Below are 18,956 nucleotides of genomic sequence, written 5' to 3'. Positions count from 1 at the left end.
TTTGAGACACTACATATTGTGTCTTACACTTATTTGGGTAAAGAATTGAACATAAAAAAATCATTCAGTTTTTTTGCTAAAAAAAGGCAAAAATTACTGAACTGAAGTTGATTTTTTTACGCACTCAGACACCGTGGATAGCAGAAGGTTAGTAAACACTAACACTGGTAATTTATCCCAATGTTATCCACAATTTGAGTGAAGTTGTTCTATTGCAAAATAATATCAACCACACTATCTTGTGATGCACTTTCAAATAGGCACCATATCTAGTGGTGATTTCCTAGCCAATATAAGAATTTGGGAATACGGGCATAGCTTATGAACCAACAATTATCTGTCAGTAAAAGAAACGGTCGCAAAGAGCCGCTTGATTTAGATAAAATCCATCGTGTTATTACTTGGGCTGCCGAAGGCCTAGACAATGTTTCCGTTTCTCAAGTGGAACTGAAATCTCATATCCAGTTTTACGATGGGATCCGTACTGAAGATATTCATGAAACAATCATTAAAGCAGCAGCAGATTTAATATCTAAAGACACTCCAGATTATCAATATCTTGCAGCACGTCTAGCAGTGTTCCATTTAAGAAAAAAAGCATACGGTCAATTTGAGCCGCCGCACTTATATGATCATGTTGCTAAACTTGTCGACGACAAGCGCTACGACGAACACCTATTGAAAGATTATACTCGTGAAGAATTCAATGAGTTAAATGACTATATTGACCATAGTCGTGACATGACTTTTAGCTACGCTGCTGTAAAACAGCTAGAAGGTAAATATTTAGTACAAAACCGTGTTTCTGGTGAAATTTATGAAAGCGCGCAGTTTTTATACATATTAGTAGCTGCTAGCCTATTCTCAGATTATGAAAAAGAAACGCGTTTAGACTACATCAAACGCTTCTATGACGCTGTTTCACAATTTAAAATCTCATTACCTACACCGATTATGGCGGGCGTTCGTACACCGACGCGTCAGTTTAGCTCATGTGTACTGATTGAGTGTGATGATAGCCTAGACTCAATCAACGCTTCTTCTTCTGCCATTGTTAAGTACGTAAGTCAACGTGCTGGGATCGGTGTAAATGCAGGTCGCATTCGTGCACTTGGTAGCCCTATCCGTAATGGTGAAGCTTTCCATACTGGCTGTATCCCATTTTACAAACACTTCCAAACAGCAGTGAAAAGCTGTTCACAAGGCGGTGTACGAGGTGGTGCGGCAACCTTATTCTACCCACTTTGGCACTTAGAAGTTGAAAACCTACTGGTTCTAAAAAATAACCGTGGTGTTGAAGAAAACCGTGTTCGTCACCTTGATTACGGCGTTCAGTTCAACAAAACGATGTATGCACGTCTACTTAAAGATGATTACATCACTCTGTTTAGCCCTTCGGATACTCCGGGACTATACGATGCGTTCTTTGAAGACCAAACGCTTTTCGAAGAGCTATATGTAAAGTACGAGCAAGATGAATCAATCCGTAAAAAGCGCATCAAAGCCATCGAATTATTCTCTATGTTTGCTCAAGAGCGTGCGAGCACAGGTCGTATTTATTTACAAAACGTAGACCACTGTAATACGCATAGCCCGTTTGACTCTAAAGTTGCGCCAATTCGCCAATCTAACTTATGTTTAGAAATTGCACTTCCAACTAAGCCGTTGAACAACGTAAATGACGCAGAAGGTGAAATTGCGCTATGTACACTCTCTGCATTTAACTTAGGTGCAATCGAAGATTTATCTGAGCTAGAAGAGCTGGCAGAACTTGCAGTACGTGCGCTTGATAACCTATTAGATTTCCAAGACTACCCGGTTCCAGCTGCTCACACTGCAACAATGGGACGTCGTACTCTAGGTATTGGTGTTATTAACTTTGCTTATTACCTCGCTAAAAATGGTAAAAAATACTCAGACGGTAGCGCAAACGGCCTAACGCATAAAACGTTTGAAGCGATTCAATACTACTTGATGAAAGCGTCCAATGAGCTTGCAAAAGAGCGCGGTGCCTGTCCTAAGTTTAACGAAACAACGTATTCTCAGGGTATTATGCCGATCGATACTTATAAAAAAGACATCGATGCAATCTGTGACGAGCCACTTCACCTTGATTGGGACACACTTAGAGCAAGCGTGCAAGAGCATGGTATGAGAAACTCAACATTGTCAGCACTAATGCCTTCTGAAACATCGTCGCAAATTTCAAATGCAACTAATGGTATTGAACCACCTCGTGGACATATCAGTGTTAAGGCAAGTAAAGACGGTATCTTAAAACAAGTTGTACCAGAATATGAGAAACTGAAAGATCAGTATGAATTGCTATGGGACATCCCTTCTAACGATGGTTATTTAGGCCTAGTTGGTATCATGCAAAAGTTTGTAGACCAAACTATTTCTGCGAATACAAACTATGACCCAACTAAGTTTGAAGGCGGAAAAGTACCGATGAAGCTATTGCTTAAAGACTTATTAACAGCATATAAGCTAGGGGTTAAGACACTTTACTACCACAATACACGTGATGGTGCTGCGGATGCCCAAGACGAGTTAAAGCCTGAGCCAGAAGATGATGGCTGTGAAGGCGGCGCTTGTAAGATCTAACAAGCATTATGATTAAAAAGCCCAGCTTACAAGCTGGGCTTTTTAATATGAGCACACTGGATCCAAACCCTACTAATTTTTAACCCTTATTTGATTACTGTTGCCTTTACACAGGTATGCTGAGCTTTTTTACAAATCTGATAAAATGCACCGTTTAGGGAGAGCTGATAGCAATTAAACAACGTATTTTGTGGTATTTTCCAAAAAGACGCCAATAACGGCGCTGCAGATCCAGTTGCTTGATCTTCTTTGCTACCATATTGAGGAGCAAAATATCTAAAATACAAACCGTTGCTATCTAAGCCATCATTTGTAGATACGAGCAACGCCCTGCGAGTGCATTTACTATATTTCTTGGCATCAAAGTTTAGTTCGATCAGGCTTTGTTTATCGGCTACTTGCGCTACAAAATACCCGTCGCTAGGCTCTGTTTGCTTCACATGACTCAGGGTTTGATTAAAGAACGGTGATATTTGAAGAAAATTCGCCGTCATTTTAAGCCTTGCTGAAGGCAAGTACATGGCGTAAAGATTTTCACCCTCATTGAACACGCGTATTATCTGATGCGATGATTTAAAAATGATTTCATCCTGCTCTACCTCAAAGTCACAGGTTAACACATCAGCCGCTGCAAGCGTCGCATGCCCACAAAATTGAATTTCCCCGTATGACGAAAACCACCGAATCCCATAACTCCCATTACCATAGTGAACAACAAAAGCGGTTGCAGCTACTTTATTAGCGATCGCAATACGATGAAGATATTGTGTATCGCGAAACTCACCATGGCCATCACATTTAGCCACAAATGCAAGATTCCCCATGTAGCTATCCGAGCAAAATACTCGCCGAAGACCGCACATTCTCATATTGAGAAACCCTAAACATGAGCTGTATCTATTTTAAAGGTTTAAATGCTGTAGGTGTGTTAATGCAGAGCCATGTACAGCAATTCCCCCTCACTTTTACTTACCAAAGACCAAATATTTATTATCGTTCTTCTTTGGCAACCTGCCATAAGGAGTCGACAAAATACGCATTGCTATCGGTAAAATGCTTCACCACTTTAAAACCCGTTTGTTGAGATAACTGATTTATATCTTTCGTTGAGAATTTATATGAATACTCTAAATGGATCGCTTCATATGCATCAAATTGAAATGCTCGTTGCAGAGCCGAGATATAAACCTCTTGTTTTTCAGTAGACAGTACATAGCTTTCCATTGCACCTAAAACAGGGTTGTAAACACCAAAATGTTGGAATTTTTCTAGCTTAAAATTCGCGCCTAACTCTTTGTTTATACGACTCAATAAATTGAGATTGAACTGCGCAGTTAATCCATCTTTATCATTATAAGCAGCAGTAAGCTTCTGCACATCTTTCTTTAAATCATACCCAATAAATATAAAATCGTCTGCTTTAAGGCTAGCCCATAGTTTCCTAAGAAAACCAAGACTTTGCTCACGATTAAAGTTACCTATGTTTGAACCTAAAAATAAAACTAATTGCTTGTTTGCAGACTGGCCTCTTACCAACTTTAGCCCATCAAAATACTCTGCTATCACACCGCGAATAGTCAAATTATCATTCGGAACAATATTTTCTTGTAGCATCAGCATGGCTTTTTCTGAGATATCAATCGGATAAAAATTCACCTTGCAGCCGCTTTGCAAAAAACCATCAATAATGAGCTGGCTTTTGTGACCATCTCCAACACCAAGTTCAATAATATCGATTTCTTGCTCATCAATCACATCAGCCAGTTGCTTGTTAATATTGGTGATGATTTCAACTTCTTTCGCAGTCAAGTAGTAGTCTTTATGCTGAGTAATTTTTTGAAAAATTTCACTACCCGTATCATCATAAAAGTACTTTGCAGACAGGTGCTTCGGCGTTGCACTTAACCCCGTTAATACATCAATTGCCAGCTGGTCATCAGGTGCTACTTCTTCATAAGGGTTTTGCGTCAATAATCTAAAATGCGTCATTCAATATCCTTTGCGAGTCTGATGCCAGAAAACATCCAGCGCTGATGTGGTTGATAAAAGTTGCGATAACTATGTCTGTAGTGCCCTGTCGGTGTTGCTACACACCCGCCTTTCAAGACAAATTGATTACACATAAATTTGCCGTTGTATTCTGTTAACATCCCTTGATATGGCTTATACCCCGGATATCCAGAGTAATGGCTTTTGCTCCAGCACCAAATTTGGCCAAAACGTGCTTTGCTATTATTAGGATGAAATATTAGTTGGCCTATGGCTTCGGTCTTAACTATATTTTTATTTAAATTGGCGCTGTCCACTTGCATATAAATTTCTAACTCTTGCTCCGTTGGCAATCTCATGCCCGCCCAATTTGCATAAGCATCAGCTTCAAAGTAGCTAACATGGGTCACTGGGGCATTAAGGTCCAATTTCATCAAGCCATATAGTGTAAACTCATACCATTGCCCCTCTATTTCGCGCCAGTAAAGTGGACTTTTGATGCCATTATGCTTTAACCAATCCCAACCTAAACTAAGCCAGAATTCAGCCCTGTCATAACCACCAGCCTCAATAAATGAAAGGTATTCGCCATTTGTCACTGTGTTGTCAGCAATGATAAAGGGGTAGCTGTAACTCTTATGTCTCGGTTTTTCATTGTCATAAGCAAATCCTTCTCCGCCAGCCCCAATTTCATATATCCCCTCAGTGAAACTACACCATTGAGATTCCCCCACCTGCGCACACTCAAAGTGACTATTAGAATACGTCAGCGCTAAAGGGTTACAACCAAAGATATACTTGATATCCATCATAAGCAGCTCTTGATGCTGCTGCTCATGGTGTAACCCTATTTCCAATAGGCTATAAAGCGATTCATTCACCAAATCTTGAGATAGCAATATCTGTATATGTTTATCAACATACCCTCTATACCGCTTGATTTCATCTACCGCTGGCCTTGATAAGTCTCCGCGATGACTTTGCAGCCAATGTTCGCCGGCAGACTTGTAATAAGAATTGAATAGATATCGATACTGCTCATCAAATCTGACGTAACCAGGCAAGTTTTTTACCAGTATCAATTCCTCAAAAAACCAGGTTGTGTGCCCTAAGTGCCACTTTGGAGGACTCACATCACAGCTCGGTTGGACTGTGTAGTCCTCGGCTTTCAAATTAGTACATAATGCAGTCGTATGTTCGCGGATCCGGTGGTATTCATTCACAAAATACCGACCCTTTTCATGTAAACTTAAGTGCAGCCAAGTCATAAACCGCCTAATTGTAGATTTTTATCGTTATCGTCTATTCATGGAACATCTTTGCATATCCATGTTTTAGGCTCATATGTACTGCACTTATCGTGTCAAGCACTGGCAAGGGCTAAACAATCGAATTGCCAAGAACCAAATTATCATGTGCACATTTAAGATTGTCTAAGCCCCACATTGTGTCAAGTTTTTGCATGGCACAATGTGGGAAATTCAATGCTCAATATTTGAAAAGTCAGTAGACTAAAAGACAGCCAGTGATACTTTTTAGTGTGATTGAATTACATGACATTTTTATGAGAGAAAGGTTGAAAATGATTTCAGCCGTCTATTGGTGAATGCGATGAAAAAAGCATAACGATATGCAAAATAAAAACGACCACACAAAGTTGGTCGTTTTTTCTCATTGACTTTAAGCGTGACAAATACTAAATGAACTTTTTGATGATAAAATCCACTTTGACTCGTTTTGCCTGCCCTAAAATCTTTTGCACAGGTGCCGGATAATCTTGCAATGTTTCAATATCATCAGGCCCAGACAGTTTTCTGCAATGGGATAAAATCGCTTGCTTTTCGGTGTCAATAAAGGCTTTCAGCTCTTGTGCTCTATCTTCTATTAAGATGCCATTTTCGATGTCTAAGCCCCATGCTCTCGGATTTAAATTGTGGCCTGTCATCAAGTGCACTTGATTATCTTGATTGATGCCTTTTAAATGAAACGAGTTGTCACCATCTTTCCATAAGTACACATTGAGTAACCCTTGCTCTATATACTTTTTTTGCGACTTCAAGAATTTATGCAAAATACGCTCATACAGATAAGGAAGCGCGCCGATTCGACTGAACGGTTTATCTGGTGAGATATAAAAATCATTCGCGGTTTTATCACCAACGACGATCGTGACTGACTTACCTTGCTTCAAAAGCCGACGTAAAGAACGCACTAAAGGTGCCGGAAAGTTAAAATAAGGCGTATAAAGAATCAGCTCTTGCTCTGTGGTATCAAAGAGCGTTTTGATTAGCCTATTTAACTTATTCGTTCTTCGTCCAAAACCTAAAAACGCTCTCACGTTTAGTGCATTAGTTTCATCCGCTTCAGACATGTCATAATTTGCTCTTTTTAGTGAACGCATTAACTTTTTTTGAGCTAACTTAATTTCACTAAATGGCTTTAATGGTCTGCTATCAATTCTAGGCACAGCCTCCGAAGATAATAGGTGCTTTTCAATAAAGTCCGTGAAGCTATCAGCAAGTTTTGCGTTGTCGAGGAGAAAATAGCGATCTAGTCTATATCTATCCTCTTGATGTAAATAGACATCGTTAATACTCGCGCCACTGTAAAGTACAGTGTCATCGATCACAAACCCTTTTAAATGCAAAACACCAAAGAGTTCTTTCGCTTTAACAGGTACGCCATACACCTCTACATTTGAATTAAACTTTTCCAAATAGTCACAGTATAAGCGTGCATTCCCTTCCGATTTTGCCTCGCCGATCAACCCTCTTTGTGCCCGATGAAAATCCACTAATATTTTAATGTCTAATTCTGGATTTTGAAGCGATGCCTCATGCAACGCAGTTAATACTCCTTGGCCTGCCGTGTCATCTTGTAAATACAATGCAGCAATATAAACTCGCTTCTTTGCGTTACGAATAAGAGACAAAAGCTCGCTGTGATAATGCTTAGCGTCTGTTAAGACTCTACAGCTGCTCGCTTGGAGAGCAAAGCCAGAGTTATCCTGCCAAAATGCCATATACACCTTTTAACTTTGGGCTACAGATAATTTAGTAGCAAAAAAAATTCTTTAAAACATAACAAAAAAAAATAGAAAGGTCATGAAGATCCGACAATTTACGCTTCATTGGCTTACTTTTCCATCAAGTACACTATATTTGACAAGATCAGAATTTCTAGATTTGCTTTATTTGATTTTTATTTTACTTCTGGGTTGATTTACTTAGAATCGGCATCATTGTAATGCTAATACTAAATTTTAGGATAGAAATTAATGAGTGATAAGCACTGTAAACTATTGATCCTTGGATCAGGCCCTGCTGGTTACACTGCGGCTGTATACGCAGCACGTGCAAATTTAAACCCTGTATTAATCACAGGTATGCAACAAGGTGGTCAGCTAACAACAACAACAGAAGTAGAAAACTGGCCTGGCGATGCTCACGGTTTAACTGGTCCAGCTCTTATGGAGCGTATGAAAGAGCACGCTGAACGCTTTGAAACGGAAATTATTTTCGATCACATCAATAAAGTTGACGTGACAAAACGCCCGTTTACCCTTACAGGTGACCAAGGTACTTACACATGTGATGCTTTGATCATTGCAACAGGTGCATCTGCTAAATACCTTGGCCTTGAGTCTGAAACAAATTTCCAAGGTCGTGGCGTGTCAGCTTGTGCAACTTGTGATGGTTTCTTCTACAGAGGTCAGAAAGTGGCAGTAGTAGGCGGCGGTAACACAGCTGTTGAAGAAGCACTTTACCTTTCCAACATTGCAGACGAAGTGCATGTTGTTCACCGCAGAGATAGCTTCCGTAGTGAAAAAATTCTATCTGACCGTCTATTAGAGAAGGCGAAAAACGGCAATGTTGTTCTTCATTTTGACCGCACTTTAGACGAAGTACTTGGCGATGATATGGGTGTAACAGGTATTCGCATCAAAGATACAAACTCTGATGCAACTGAAGACCTAGACTTAGCTGGTGTATTCATCGCTATTGGTCATAAGCCAAATACAGATATGTTTGAAGGTCAGCTAGAAATGAAAGACGGCTACCTTGTTGTTGAGTCAGGTTTAAACGGTAATGCCACTCAAACTAGCGTAGAAGGTGTATTTGCTGCAGGTGATGTATCTGATCACATTTACCGTCAGGCTATCACATCAGCTGGTACAGGCTGTATGGCAGCCCTTGATGCCGAGCGTTATTTAGACAACCTTAAATAATGCCCCAGCACGCCATAATTGATGGCGTGCTTTACTCTTCAATTTGCTAAACTTATTTTAGCTACCTTCTGAAACGAAACTTAAGTCACCTATGACACAACAGTTGTTCCACTTATCTCTAACAGACTACATATTTCCACCCTGTCACTATGCCTTAAAAGAACCCGATGGCTTACTCGCAATCGGCGGTTGCCTAAACACGCTCAGGTTAAAAAAAGCCTATCAGCTCGGCATTTTCCCTTGGTTTAATGAGCGAGAGCCCATTATGTGGTGGTCGCCTAGCGAACGGGGAATAATTGAGCTTGATGACTTTCACATCGGCCGTACTCTTAGAAAAGCCAAAAATAAACTAAACCCTAAAGTCACGATCAACAAGGCGTTTGAACAAGTCATTACACAGTGTAGAGAGCAGCGATTGAATGACGAAGGTACTTGGATCAACAAAAACATGTTAAAAGCATACTGCCAAGCCCACCAAGAAGGCTTTGCACACAGCTTAGAGGTTTGGGTTGATGGCGAGCTAGCAGGAGGCCTTTACGGCATAATGGTTTCTGGTGTATTTTGTGGTGAATCCATGTTTCACAGTCAACCCAATACATCTAAATTAGCAATGTGGGCATTGGTAAATTGGCTAAAAAAGCACAATGCCCATTTTATAGATTGCCAATTAGATAACCCTTATTTGAGCTCAATGGGCGCAAAAGTCATTCCCAGAGATGAATTTTTGACTAAACTAAAAGAAGCAAGTGGATATCACCCTGTACAAACCATGTGGCAACCACAAGACATAGGGGCAATATATGACTGAACACTTTCCTTCTAAAATAGGCCTCAGTCAACAGTTTGATTGCAGCTACTTACCAGATAGAAAAGAGCAACTATTGGTAATTTTAGACAGTGAATGCTATACAGCTACGCGGTTTGAAGCATTATTATCGTTAGGTTTTAGACGCAGTGGCGACCAAATATATCGCCCCCATTGCCCATTATGCAGTGCCTGCCAATCGATACGTGTACTAGCAAAGCAATATACACCTTCTAAATCCCAAAAGCGGAAATTCAATAAAATACACAGTGACTTCAGCGTAAAAGTCAGCTTTGAAGAAAAAGACAACTATTTCCCACTTTACGAAAAATACATAAACCTAAGACACAGCGATGGCACAATGTTCCCACCAAATAGGTTGCAATATGAAAGCTTCCTATTTTGTCGTTGGATGCCTATCTCATTCATCGAGCTATGGCATAAGAAAACACTCATTGGTGTTGCAGTAACTGACACTATGCCAAATGCATTATCAGCAATTTACACCTTCTTTGACCCTGAGTTTGAACACCTAAGTCTAGGCACAATCATGATAATGGCCCAAATTGAACTGGCCAATGCAGAAAACAAAGACTTCGTTTATTTAGGTTACCAAATAGACGAATGTAAAAAAATGCGCTACAAAAAGCAGTTTTCCCCTGCTCAACAGCTTAAAGAAGATACATGGGTAAATATTTAAGTTACTAATTTAAGCTCTTACCTTTACTTATTGTGTGCTTTTGGGCAAAATCTCCAACGATAAACTTATACAGAGGTGATACGCTCCAAATGGCGAAAGAAGACGTTATTGAAATGCAAGGCACGGTCCTTGATACTTTACCAAATACAATGTTCCGTGTTGAATTAGAAAATGGTCACGTAGTTGTGGCTCATATTTCTGGTAAGATGCGCAAAAACTACATCCGTATTTTAACAGGTGACAAGGTCACTGTAGAATTAACTCCTTACGATTTAAGCAAGGGTCGCATCGTTTTCCGTGCACGTTAATTCTGCCGTCTCGCCAGCATCATTTTGATGCTATAAGACGTATGTAGCAAAAAACCTAGCCTTGGCTAGGTTTTTTGCTTTTATAGCATGGTAAAAGTATGCAGCCGCTTGTTAAGTTCATAGCAACGGCTGCCACAACCCAAACGCAAGGCTATGCAGACACTAACTCTTGCTCAAAATTGAACTCAAGCGCGTTCGCTTTCACAGTTACTTTTACATTACCGCCATCAACAAGTGAGCCGAATAAAATTTCATTCGCCAACGGCTTTTTGAGATTGTCTTGGATAATACGTGCCATCGGTCTCGCACCCATTGCTTTATCGTAGCCAATATCAGCAATCCAGTCTCTTGCCTCATTGGTAAGCTCTAAGTTAACCGACTTTTTATCTAATTGAGCTTGCAACTCAACAATGAACTTATCAACAACCTGAAGGATAACCTCTTTCTCTAAATGATTAAACCAAATAATGTTATCAAGTCTGTTTCTAAATTCAGGCGTGAATACTTTATTAATTTCGATCATTGCATCATGAGAGTGGTCTTGCTGTTGGAAACCTATAGACTTTCTCACCGTCTCTTGCACACCAGCGTTTGTTGTCATAACAAATATAACATTGCGGAAGTCTGCTTTACGCCCATTATTGTCAGTTAACGTACCATGATCCATTACCTGCAATAAGATGTTATAAATATCAGGATGCGCTTTTTCAATCTCATCCAGTAACACAACAGCGTGAGGATGTTTGATGACAGAGTCTGTTAACAAACCGCCCTGCTCAAAACCAACATAACCTGGAGGGGCACCGATCAAACGACTCACCGCATGGCGCTCAGAGTATTCAGACATATCGAAGCGAATGAACTCAATTCCCATACATTTAGCAAGCTGCTTAGTGACTTCCGTTTTACCAACACCAGTAGGTCCTGCAAATAAGAATGAACCAATTGGCTTTTCCTCATTAGCAAGGCCTGAGCGTGATAAACGAATTGCAGAAGTAAGTGCATCGATTGACTCGTCCTGACCGAAAACCAACATTTTCAGGTTTCTATCGAGGTTTTTAAGGACTTCTTTATCGCTTGACGACACATTTTGCTGAGGGATACGGGCAATTTTAGAAACAATTTGTTCTATATCAGATACGCCAATTGTTTTTTTGCGTCTAGACATTGGCAGTAAGCGTTGGTTTGCGCCCGCTTCATCAATAACATCAATCGCTTTGTCTGGTAGGTGACGTTCATTGATATATTTAGCACTTAACTCAGCCGCCGCTTTCAACGCTTTTTGTGTGTAGCGAATACCATGATGCTCTTCATAACGGTCTTTGAGGCCGTATAAGATCTTCGCTGTATCAGCAACACTCGGTTCAACCACATCGATTTTTTGGAAACGACGGACTAAAGCTCTGTCTTTCTCAAATATATTCTTAAATTCAGAATACGTTGTAGAACCTAAACAACGAAGTTTACCACTAGAAAGTAATGGCTTAATTAAATTTGATGCATCCATCACGCCGCCTGATGCAGCACCTGCACCAATGATTGTGTGAATTTCATCGATAAATAAAATCGCGTTTGGTTTTGCTTGAAGCTCTTTCAATAGCGCTTTAAAACGCTTTTCAAAATCACCCCGATATTTTGTACCTGCTAGAAGTGCCCCCATATCTAATGAGTAAACAACAGCGTCCTCTATGACTTCTGGCACCTGATCATTAACAATACGATATGCCAAACCTTCCGCGATTGCTGTTTTACCAACCCCCGCTTCACCCACTAACAAAGGGTTATTCTTTTTACGACGACACAATACTTGGATGGTTCTTTCTACTTCTTGATCACGACCAACCAATGGATCAATCTGCCCTGCTTTTGCTAGCACATTTAAATTTGCAGTAAAGTTCTCTAACTTGGTTTTCTCTTCGCCTTGAACTTCTGCACCTTCTTCATTGATGTCCTCATGCTCTTCAGGCTCTGGATCATCATCAGATTTCGAAATACCATGGCTGATGAAGTTCACTATATCCAAACGGCTGACATCCGCTTTTTTTAACAAATAGACGGCTTGGCTTTCTTGCTCTGAAAAAATTGCGACTAATACATTGACGCCGGTAACTTCATTTCTACCAGAAGATTGGACATGAAACACTGCTCTTTGTAAAACACGTTGAAAACCTAACGTGGGCTGAGTCTCCCTGTCTTCCTCTAGCTCAGGGATTATCGGCGTTGTTTCATCAATAAACTCCGACAAATCTTTTTTCAAACTGTCGGTATCTACGCTACAAGCATTGAGCGCTTCACTTGCAGATGGGTTATCTATCAGTGCAAGTAATAAATGCTCCACCGTCATAAATTCATGACGACGAGTACGAGCTTCACGAAACGCGGTGTTAAGTGTAATTTCTAAATCTTTATTTAGCATTGGCAACCCCCAACGAGAATAAATAAGGTCATTCTTGCTCACAGCTACACAGGAGCGGATGCTCATGATCGCGAGCGTATCTGTTTACCTGCTCAGCCTTTGTATGAGCTATGTCTGCAGGATACATTCCACATACCGCTTTTCCCTCGTGATGTACTTTCAACATCACTTCAGTTGCTCTTTCGCTATCCATGTTGAAAAAAGTCGTTAACACTTCGATGACGAAATCCATCGGTGTATAATCATCATTGTTCAAAATCACTTTGTATTTCTTAGGTGGTTGTAATTTTTGCTTCTCAAGGTCTTTAACCTCTTCCAACACACCCGAATCTTTTATCCCACTCATAATTAAATATAGTCTTGTCTTATATACTCAAGCAAACTTGAATTAAAAAATAAATAAAATGTTAAAAAACTGCACTAAAAAACTTGACTGTATGGTTATTTAAACTACATTCTAGTCCTAGTTGTTCATGATATGGACAGCTTAGCAAATTTCAAAGGTTAGATTAACTTAATTAGTCAACTTATAGAAGGATGTAGAAGTATGGCTTGCGGAAAAGTCAAATGGTTTAACAACGCCAAAGGGTTTGGTTTCATCGTAGAAGACGGCAGTGACGAAGATATCTTTGCACATTACTCGACGATTGTAATGGATGGATACAAGACGCTTAAAGCTGGTCAAGATGTAACATTCGAGCTACAGGAAGGGCCTAAGGGCTTACATGCTACTAATATTGCACCGAAAGTTGGTGAAATGGCATAGCAAATTCTAAGGCTCTATAAGCGGGCTACGTAAGTTGCTCGCTTCATCTCTTTTCTCCTCAAAACGCCCCTTGTAACATATTTTTCTATAACTTAAGTAAATTGCATTAGCAGCATTACGATTAGATTGGTACAATCCCTGCCGATGTCCAGGTCTGTTAGTTATTGCTATTACCTAACTTCAGTAGGAATAACTAACAAACTTGCTAATTACAAAGAGTTTAAGCTTTTTTTAAAGCTAATTTTTTTGCTATCCATTCGTCAAAATAACGTTGGGTAACATAAGTTAGCAAGATTTTGCTTATTGTTGAACGGTCGAAATTGGCCCAAAACTATCTAGGAATGATGATGACATCAAAAATTATTTATACAAAAACCGACGAAGCACCAGCTTTAGCAACATATTCTTTGTTGCCAGTAATTCAAGCTTATACTAAAGCAGCTGGTGTTGAAGTAGAAACAAGAGACATCTCTTTAGCTGGTCGTGTGATCGCTAACTTCCCTGAGTTTCTTACTGAAGAGCAAAGAATTGCAGATGCACTATCTGAGCTAGGCGAACTTGCTAAGACGCCTGAAGCAAATATCATCAAATTACCTAACATCAGTGCTTCAATCCCTCAACTTAAAGCAACTATCAAAGAGCTACAAGAAAAAGGCTACGCACTTCCTGATTACCCTGAAGAGCCAAAAGATGACAAAGAAGCTGCTATCAAAGCAACTTACGACAAAATCAAAGGCAGCGCAGTAAACCCTGTACTACGTGAAGGTAACTCTGACCGTCGTGCACCAGGTTCTGTAAAAGCATATGCTCAGAAAAACCCACATTCAATGGGTGCTTGGTCTGCAGACTCTCAGTCATACGTTGCAAGCATGAGCGAAGGCGACTTCTTTGGCTCTGAGCAGTCTACAACCGTTGCTGAAGCAACAGACGTTCGTATCGAGCATGTTGCAGCAGACGGTACTGTAAATGTACTTAAGCAAAGCACCCCTCTACTTGCTGGCGAAATCATCGATGCGTCTCGCATGAGTGTTAGCGCACTTCGCTCTTTCTTAGCAGCTGAAGTAGAAGCAGCAAAAGAGAAAGGCGTTCTTTTCTCACTGCACATGAAAGCAACCATGATGAAGGTCTCAGATCCAATTATCTTTGGTCACGCAGTTAAAGTATTCTACAAAGAAGTATTCGAAAAACACGGTGATACTTTTGAGCAACTAGGTGTTGACGTTAACAACGGTATTGGTGACGTTTATAACAAGCTTGCTAAGCTAGATGACGCAAAACGCGCTGAAATTGAAGCAGATCTTGCTGCGGTTTATGACGTTCGTCCAAGCATTGCAATGGTTGATTCTGATCGTGGTATCACAAACCTACACGTACCAAGTGACGTTATCATCGACGCATCTATGCCAGCGGCTATCCGTACAAGCGGTCAAATGTGGAATGCTGAAGGCAAGCAACAAGACACAAGTTTTGTTATTCCAGATCGTTGTTACTCTGGTGTTTACCAAGCAACTATCGACTTCTGTAAAGAAAATGGTGCTTTTGATCCTCGTACTATGGGTACAATCCCTAACGTTGGTCTTATGGCTCAAAAAGCAGAAGAATACGGTTCACACGACAAAACGTTTGAAGCCCCTTCGAATGGTGTTATCCGCGTAGTTGACCAAGCAGGTAACGTACTACTTCAACACGATGTTGAGCAAGGCGATATCTGGCGTATGTGTCAGGTTAAAGACGCACCAATCAAAGATTGGGTTAAGCTAGCTGTTAACCGTTCACGTGCATCTAATACACCTGCAGTATTCTGGTTAAACGAAGAGCGTGCACACGACGCTGAGCTTATCAAAAAAGTAAATGCATATTTACCAGAGCACGACACAGACGGTCTTGATATCCGCATCCTTGCACCTGTTGAAGCGACAAAGTTCTCACTAGCTCGCATGAAAGACAGCCAAGACACTATTTCAGTTACAGGTAACGTATTACGTGACTACCTAACTGACTTGTTCCCAATTCTAGAGCTTGGTACAAGTGCGAAAATGTTATCTATCGTTCCACTAATGAACGGTGGTGGCCTATTCGAAACTGGTGCAGGTGGTTCAGCGCCTAAGCACGTTCAACAGTTCGAAAAAGAAAACCACTTACGTTGGGACTCTTTAGGTGAATTCTTAGCGCTTGCTGCGTCTCTTGAGCACCTGAGCCAAGTAACAAACAATCCAAAAGCACAAGTACTGGCAGATACGCTAGATGCGGCAACGGGTAAATTCCTAGACGAGAACAAATCACCATCTCGTAAAGTGAATGAACTAGATAACCGTGGTAGCCATTTCTACCTATCTCTATACTGGGCACAAGCGCTAGCTGCACAAGACACTGACGCTGAGCTTAAAGCTAAATTTGAAGCAGTTGCTAAGCAACTAACTGAAAACGAAGCTGCTATCGTTGCAGAGCTAAACGATGTTCAAGGTCAAGCTATGGATGTTGAAGGTTACTTCCAGCCAAATGACGAGAAAGCGTTTGCTGCAATGCGTCCAAGTAAATTATTTAACGATGCATTAAACCTAATCGCATAAGTTAAATTCAAGCTTTAAAAGGCAGCCTTGTGCTGCCTTTTTTCGTTTTCATGCTGAAGTATTGCGAGACTTTTGTTAGTATGCGCCCATTCATATTACCTCTTTGTAAGCTATGACATACAAAAACAGTCAGCGCCCTAACGCTGCTCGGAACAAGCCAAAAAACATCTCACGACGACCATCACGAGGCGCTAAAAAGCCGCCAGTCAAACCTGAGGATGTCAAAGTAGTCTTGTTCAATAAACCATTCGATGTTCTCTGCCAATTTACGGATGATCAACATCGTAAAACACTTGCTGATTATATCGATGTTAAATCTGTATATGCTGCGGGCCGCCTTGATCGTGATAGTGAAGGCCTATTGCTACTCACAAACTGTGGCAAGCTGCAACACAAACTGACTGAACCCAAAAAGAACACCAATAAAACATACTGGGTTCAGGTGGAAGGCGCACCGGATGAGCAGTCGTTAAACCAGCTTAGAAAAGGCATTGAGCTTAAAGATGGCTTGACTAAACCTGCACACATTGAGGTAATAGAAGAGCCAAATGTTTGGCCACGCACGCCACCTATCAGAGAGCGTAAAAATATTCCTACAACTTGGTTGAGCATTACCATTTCTGAAGGACGCAACCGACAAGTTCGCCGTATGACTGCACACATAGGTCACCCAACACTGAGATTGATCCGATACAGTATTGGTAAATATACCCTCAATGGCCTAAATAACGGTCAGTATAAGGTTTTACAGCCAAATAAAGTCTAGAGTGTGTCTTTTGAGGGTAGCCAAATGCATGCTATACTCACGACCTTTCAAATATTACATATAGATGTACAGCGATATTATGAGCGATAACAGTAACATTAAAGTCATTGTCGGCATGTCTGGCGGCGTAGATTCTTCAGTTTCAGCTTACCTTCTAAAAGAACAAGGCTATCAAGTAGAAGGCTTGTTTATGAAAAACTGGGAAGAAGACGATAACGATGAATACTGTGCCGCAGCTGAAGATCTAAAAGATGCACAAGCGGTCTGTGAAAAGCTTGGCATTGAATTACACACTGTCAATTTTGCAGCTGAATACTGGGATAACGTATTTGAATACTTCTTGGAAGAATACCGTGCTGGTCGTACGCCTAATCCAGATATCATGTGTAACAAAGAAATTAAATTCAAAGCTTTTTTAGAGTTTGCTGCCGAAGCATTAGGTGCAGACTACATCGCCACCGGGCACTACGTTCGCAGAGAGGAACGTGACGGAAAGTTTGCCATGCTAAGAGGCTTAGACAATAACAAAGACCAAAGTTATTTCTTATACACACTCAGCCATGAACACGTTGCACAAACCCTGTTCCCAGTAGGTGAAATAGAAAAGCCTGAAGTACGCAGAATTGCCGAAGAGCAAGGCCTAATTACACATAACAAAAAAGACAGCACAGGTATTTGCTTTATAGGTGAGCGTAAGTTCAAAGATTTCTTACAAAAATTCTTACCAGCTCAACCTGGCACCATCGAAGATGCTGAAGGAAACCAAGTCGGTGAACATGAAGGGTTAATGTATCACACGCTTGGCCAGAGAAAAGGCCTACTTATTGGCGGAATGAAAGAAGGCTCAGGTGAACCTTGGTACGTAGTAGATAAAGATGTAGAGCGCAACGTACTTGTTGTTGGACAAGGTAAAGATCACCCTCGTCTTTACAGCAATGGATTGAATGCGAACCAGCTTCACTGGGTGGATCGTGAAGGTCCACAAGGCACGACTCGCTGCACAGTGAAAACACGTTACAGACAAGAAGATATTCCTTGTACCTTATTAGTCGGTAAAGACGGCATGGCACGCGTTTTGTTTGATGAACCACAAAAAGCCGTAACACCTGGCCAATCCGCTGTTTTTTATTCCGATGATGCCTGCCTAGGTGGTGGTATCATTGAGTCGGTGATTAAATAATGCAATCAAAAGCCGTTATTCCACTCGCTGCTATTTGCCAAATAGCAAAGCTTGTTCAAAAATGTGCTCGTTATGGCACCTTCAATGAAAACGAAGTGCATACTTTTTTGCAGAGCATATTAAATACCGCGCCTCAAAACCCAGAAGATGTCTATGATGATCACTTTGCCCTTAAAGGTGGTTATCAAGCACTGGTTGCTCAACTATCAAGTGACGGTGAAAAAGACGTTGAGATAGTAAAATACGTCGGTAGCCTGTTACAATTAGAAAGAGCCTTATCTTCTAATGATGCTGTTTTCTCAGAACTAGCAAAGCGTATTGAGCAAGTAGAAAGGCAAACATTACATTTCAATGTCTATGACGAACAAGTTCTAGGCGCACTTGCTGATATCTACACCCAAGTTATCAGCCCTGCAGGTCCAAAGATCCAAGTTTTTGGTAAACCAGATTTATTACAGCAAACCCATATTCAACATAAGATACGTGCTTTGCTGTTAGCAGGTATTAGAAGTGCCGTGTTGTGGCGACAGTTAGGCGGCAAACGCCGTCACTTCTTTTTCTCTAAAAAGAAGATTATCCACACAGCACAACAATTTATTTAAAATATCGTTCAAAAAACCA

Annotated in this window: 16 protein-coding genes; 10 read left to right on the top strand and 6 right to left on the bottom strand. The window is 40.7% G+C overall.

The features are described 5' to 3' along the window. Nucleotides 1-321 precede the first annotated feature (321 nt). A complete protein-coding gene (gene nrdA, locus N473_RS08195) occupies nucleotides 322-2,607 on the top strand; it encodes a class 1a ribonucleoside-diphosphate reductase subunit alpha (RefSeq protein ID WP_063367484.1) in 2,286 nt (761 codons plus the stop codon). Nucleotides 2,608-2,693: 86 nt separating this feature from the next. Here the strand turns inward: nrdA and N473_RS08190 are convergent, their stop codons facing one another. The 4 genes from N473_RS08190 to pssA form a co-directional block, all read right to left on the bottom strand. Next, entirely contained in the window at nucleotides 2,694-3,470 is a 777-nt protein-coding gene (locus N473_RS08190) for a PhzF family phenazine biosynthesis protein (RefSeq protein WP_269202333.1), read from the bottom strand. A gap of 127 nt (nucleotides 3,471-3,597) precedes the next feature. Beyond that, a complete protein-coding gene (locus N473_RS08185; protein ID WP_063367482.1) occupies nucleotides 3,598-4,596 on the bottom strand; it encodes an L-histidine N(alpha)-methyltransferase in 999 nt (332 codons plus the stop codon). Beyond that, a complete protein-coding gene (egtB, locus tag N473_RS08180) occupies nucleotides 4,593-5,864 on the bottom strand; it encodes an ergothioneine biosynthesis protein EgtB (protein WP_063367481.1) in 1,272 nt (423 codons plus the stop codon). The genes N473_RS08185 and egtB overlap by 4 nt, the downstream gene beginning before the upstream one ends. A gap of 428 nt (nucleotides 5,865-6,292) precedes the next feature. Further along, entirely contained in the window at nucleotides 6,293-7,618 is a 1,326-nt protein-coding gene (gene pssA / locus N473_RS08175) for a CDP-diacylglycerol--serine O-phosphatidyltransferase (protein WP_063367480.1), read from the bottom strand. A 255-nt stretch (nucleotides 7,619-7,873) separates the two neighbouring features. On the opposite strand from pssA, the gene trxB reads away from it, so the two are divergent. The 4 genes from trxB (at nucleotide 7,874) to infA (ending at nucleotide 10,637) form a co-directional block, all read left to right on the top strand. Further along, nucleotides 7,874-8,824: a thioredoxin-disulfide reductase gene (gene trxB / locus N473_RS08170; protein ID WP_039608983.1), complete on the top strand. Its 951-nt coding sequence runs from the start codon at nucleotides 7,874-7,876 to the stop codon at nucleotides 8,822-8,824. A gap of 91 nt (nucleotides 8,825-8,915) precedes the next feature. Beyond that, on the top strand, nucleotides 8,916-9,632 hold the full coding sequence (gene aat / locus N473_RS08165) for a leucyl/phenylalanyl-tRNA--protein transferase (protein ID WP_063367479.1): 717 nt from the start codon (nucleotides 8,916-8,918) through the stop codon (nucleotides 9,630-9,632). Next, the gene (locus N473_RS08160) at nucleotides 9,625-10,329 is read left to right on the top strand and encodes an arginyltransferase (RefSeq protein WP_063367478.1); all 705 of its coding nucleotides are present in this window, start codon (nucleotides 9,625-9,627) and stop codon (nucleotides 10,327-10,329) included. The genes aat and N473_RS08160 overlap by 8 nt, the downstream gene beginning before the upstream one ends. An 89-nt stretch (nucleotides 10,330-10,418) precedes the next feature. After that, on the top strand, nucleotides 10,419-10,637 hold the full coding sequence (gene infA, locus N473_RS08155) for a translation initiation factor IF-1 (RefSeq protein ID WP_010560183.1): 219 nt from the start codon (nucleotides 10,419-10,421) through the stop codon (nucleotides 10,635-10,637). A gap of 151 nt (nucleotides 10,638-10,788) precedes the next feature. On the opposite strand, the gene clpA is transcribed toward infA, so the two are convergent. Both clpA and clpS read right to left on the bottom strand, forming a co-directional pair. Then, nucleotides 10,789-13,053 carry an ATP-dependent Clp protease ATP-binding subunit ClpA gene (gene clpA / locus N473_RS08150; RefSeq protein WP_039608986.1) on the bottom strand — a complete coding sequence of 755 codons (2,265 nt, stop codon included), beginning with the start codon at nucleotides 13,051-13,053 and terminating at the stop codon, nucleotides 10,789-10,791. Nucleotides 13,054-13,081: 28 nt separating this feature from the next. Next, on the bottom strand, nucleotides 13,082-13,399 hold the full coding sequence (clpS, locus tag N473_RS08145) for an ATP-dependent Clp protease adapter ClpS (RefSeq protein WP_039608987.1): 318 nt from the start codon (nucleotides 13,397-13,399) through the stop codon (nucleotides 13,082-13,084). 201 nt (nucleotides 13,400-13,600) lie between these two features. Between clpS and cspD the strand changes: the two genes are divergently transcribed. From cspD to hflD, 5 genes are all read left to right on the top strand, one after another. After that, on the top strand, nucleotides 13,601-13,819 hold the full coding sequence (cspD, locus tag N473_RS08140; protein WP_023401678.1) for a cold shock domain-containing protein CspD: 219 nt from the start codon (nucleotides 13,601-13,603) through the stop codon (nucleotides 13,817-13,819). Nucleotides 13,820-14,166: 347 nt separating this feature from the next. Beyond that, nucleotides 14,167-16,389 carry an NADP-dependent isocitrate dehydrogenase gene (locus N473_RS08135; RefSeq protein ID WP_063367477.1) on the top strand — a complete coding sequence of 741 codons (2,223 nt, stop codon included), beginning with the start codon at nucleotides 14,167-14,169 and terminating at the stop codon, nucleotides 16,387-16,389. 112 nt (nucleotides 16,390-16,501) lie between these two features. Then, nucleotides 16,502-17,155, top strand: a complete 654-nt coding sequence (locus N473_RS08130; protein WP_063367476.1) for a pseudouridine synthase — start codon at nucleotides 16,502-16,504, stop codon at nucleotides 17,153-17,155. 79 nt (nucleotides 17,156-17,234) lie between these two features. Continuing rightward, complete coding sequence (gene mnmA, locus N473_RS08125; RefSeq protein WP_063367475.1) at nucleotides 17,235-18,335, top strand: tRNA 2-thiouridine(34) synthase MnmA; 1,101 nt, start codon at nucleotides 17,235-17,237, stop codon at nucleotides 18,333-18,335. Then, nucleotides 18,335-18,937, top strand: coding sequence for a high frequency lysogenization protein HflD (gene hflD, locus N473_RS08120; RefSeq protein WP_063367474.1), 603 nt, complete (start codon nucleotides 18,335-18,337; stop codon nucleotides 18,935-18,937). The genes mnmA and hflD overlap by 1 nt, the downstream gene beginning before the upstream one ends. The last annotated feature ends 19 nt before the right edge of the window (nucleotides 18,938-18,956 follow it).

This window comes from Pseudoalteromonas luteoviolacea CPMOR-1 (genome assembly GCF_001625685.1).
GTDB classification, from domain to species: domain Bacteria; phylum Pseudomonadota; class Gammaproteobacteria; order Enterobacterales; family Alteromonadaceae; genus Pseudoalteromonas; species Pseudoalteromonas luteoviolacea_K.
The sequence above is the reverse complement of the archived record's forward strand: the minus strand, read 5'-3'. Positions and strand labels throughout refer to the sequence as shown.

Excerpts from the sequence above, each read along its gene's own strand:
- nrdA (WP_063367484.1), top strand. The coding sequence starts at position 322 with ATGAACCAACAATTATCTGTCAGTAAAAGAAACGGTCGCAAAGAGCCG.
- N473_RS08190 (WP_269202333.1), bottom strand. The coding sequence starts at position 3,470 with ATGTGCGGTCTTCGGCGAGTATTTTGCTCGGATAGCTACATGGGGAAT.
- N473_RS08185 (WP_063367482.1), bottom strand. The coding sequence starts at position 4,596 with ATGACGCATTTTAGATTATTGACGCAAAACCCTTATGAAGAAGTAGCA.
- egtB (WP_063367481.1), bottom strand. The coding sequence starts at position 5,864 with ATGACTTGGCTGCACTTAAGTTTACATGAAAAGGGTCGGTATTTTGTG.
- pssA (WP_063367480.1), bottom strand. The coding sequence starts at position 7,618 with ATGGCATTTTGGCAGGATAACTCTGGCTTTGCTCTCCAAGCGAGCAGC.
- trxB (WP_039608983.1), top strand. The coding sequence starts at position 7,874 with ATGAGTGATAAGCACTGTAAACTATTGATCCTTGGATCAGGCCCTGCT.
- aat (WP_063367479.1), top strand. The coding sequence starts at position 8,916 with ATGACACAACAGTTGTTCCACTTATCTCTAACAGACTACATATTTCCA.
- N473_RS08160 (WP_063367478.1), top strand. The coding sequence starts at position 9,625 with ATGACTGAACACTTTCCTTCTAAAATAGGCCTCAGTCAACAGTTTGAT.
- infA (WP_010560183.1), top strand. The coding sequence starts at position 10,419 with ATGGCGAAAGAAGACGTTATTGAAATGCAAGGCACGGTCCTTGATACT.
- clpA (WP_039608986.1), bottom strand. The coding sequence starts at position 13,053 with ATGCTAAATAAAGATTTAGAAATTACACTTAACACCGCGTTTCGTGAA.
- clpS (WP_039608987.1), bottom strand. The coding sequence starts at position 13,399 with ATGAGTGGGATAAAAGATTCGGGTGTGTTGGAAGAGGTTAAAGACCTT.
- cspD (WP_023401678.1), top strand. The coding sequence starts at position 13,601 with ATGGCTTGCGGAAAAGTCAAATGGTTTAACAACGCCAAAGGGTTTGGT.
- N473_RS08135 (WP_063367477.1), top strand. The coding sequence starts at position 14,167 with ATGACATCAAAAATTATTTATACAAAAACCGACGAAGCACCAGCTTTA.
- N473_RS08130 (WP_063367476.1), top strand. The coding sequence starts at position 16,502 with ATGACATACAAAAACAGTCAGCGCCCTAACGCTGCTCGGAACAAGCCA.
- mnmA (WP_063367475.1), top strand. The coding sequence starts at position 17,235 with ATGAGCGATAACAGTAACATTAAAGTCATTGTCGGCATGTCTGGCGGC.
- hflD (WP_063367474.1), top strand. The coding sequence starts at position 18,335 with ATGCAATCAAAAGCCGTTATTCCACTCGCTGCTATTTGCCAAATAGCA.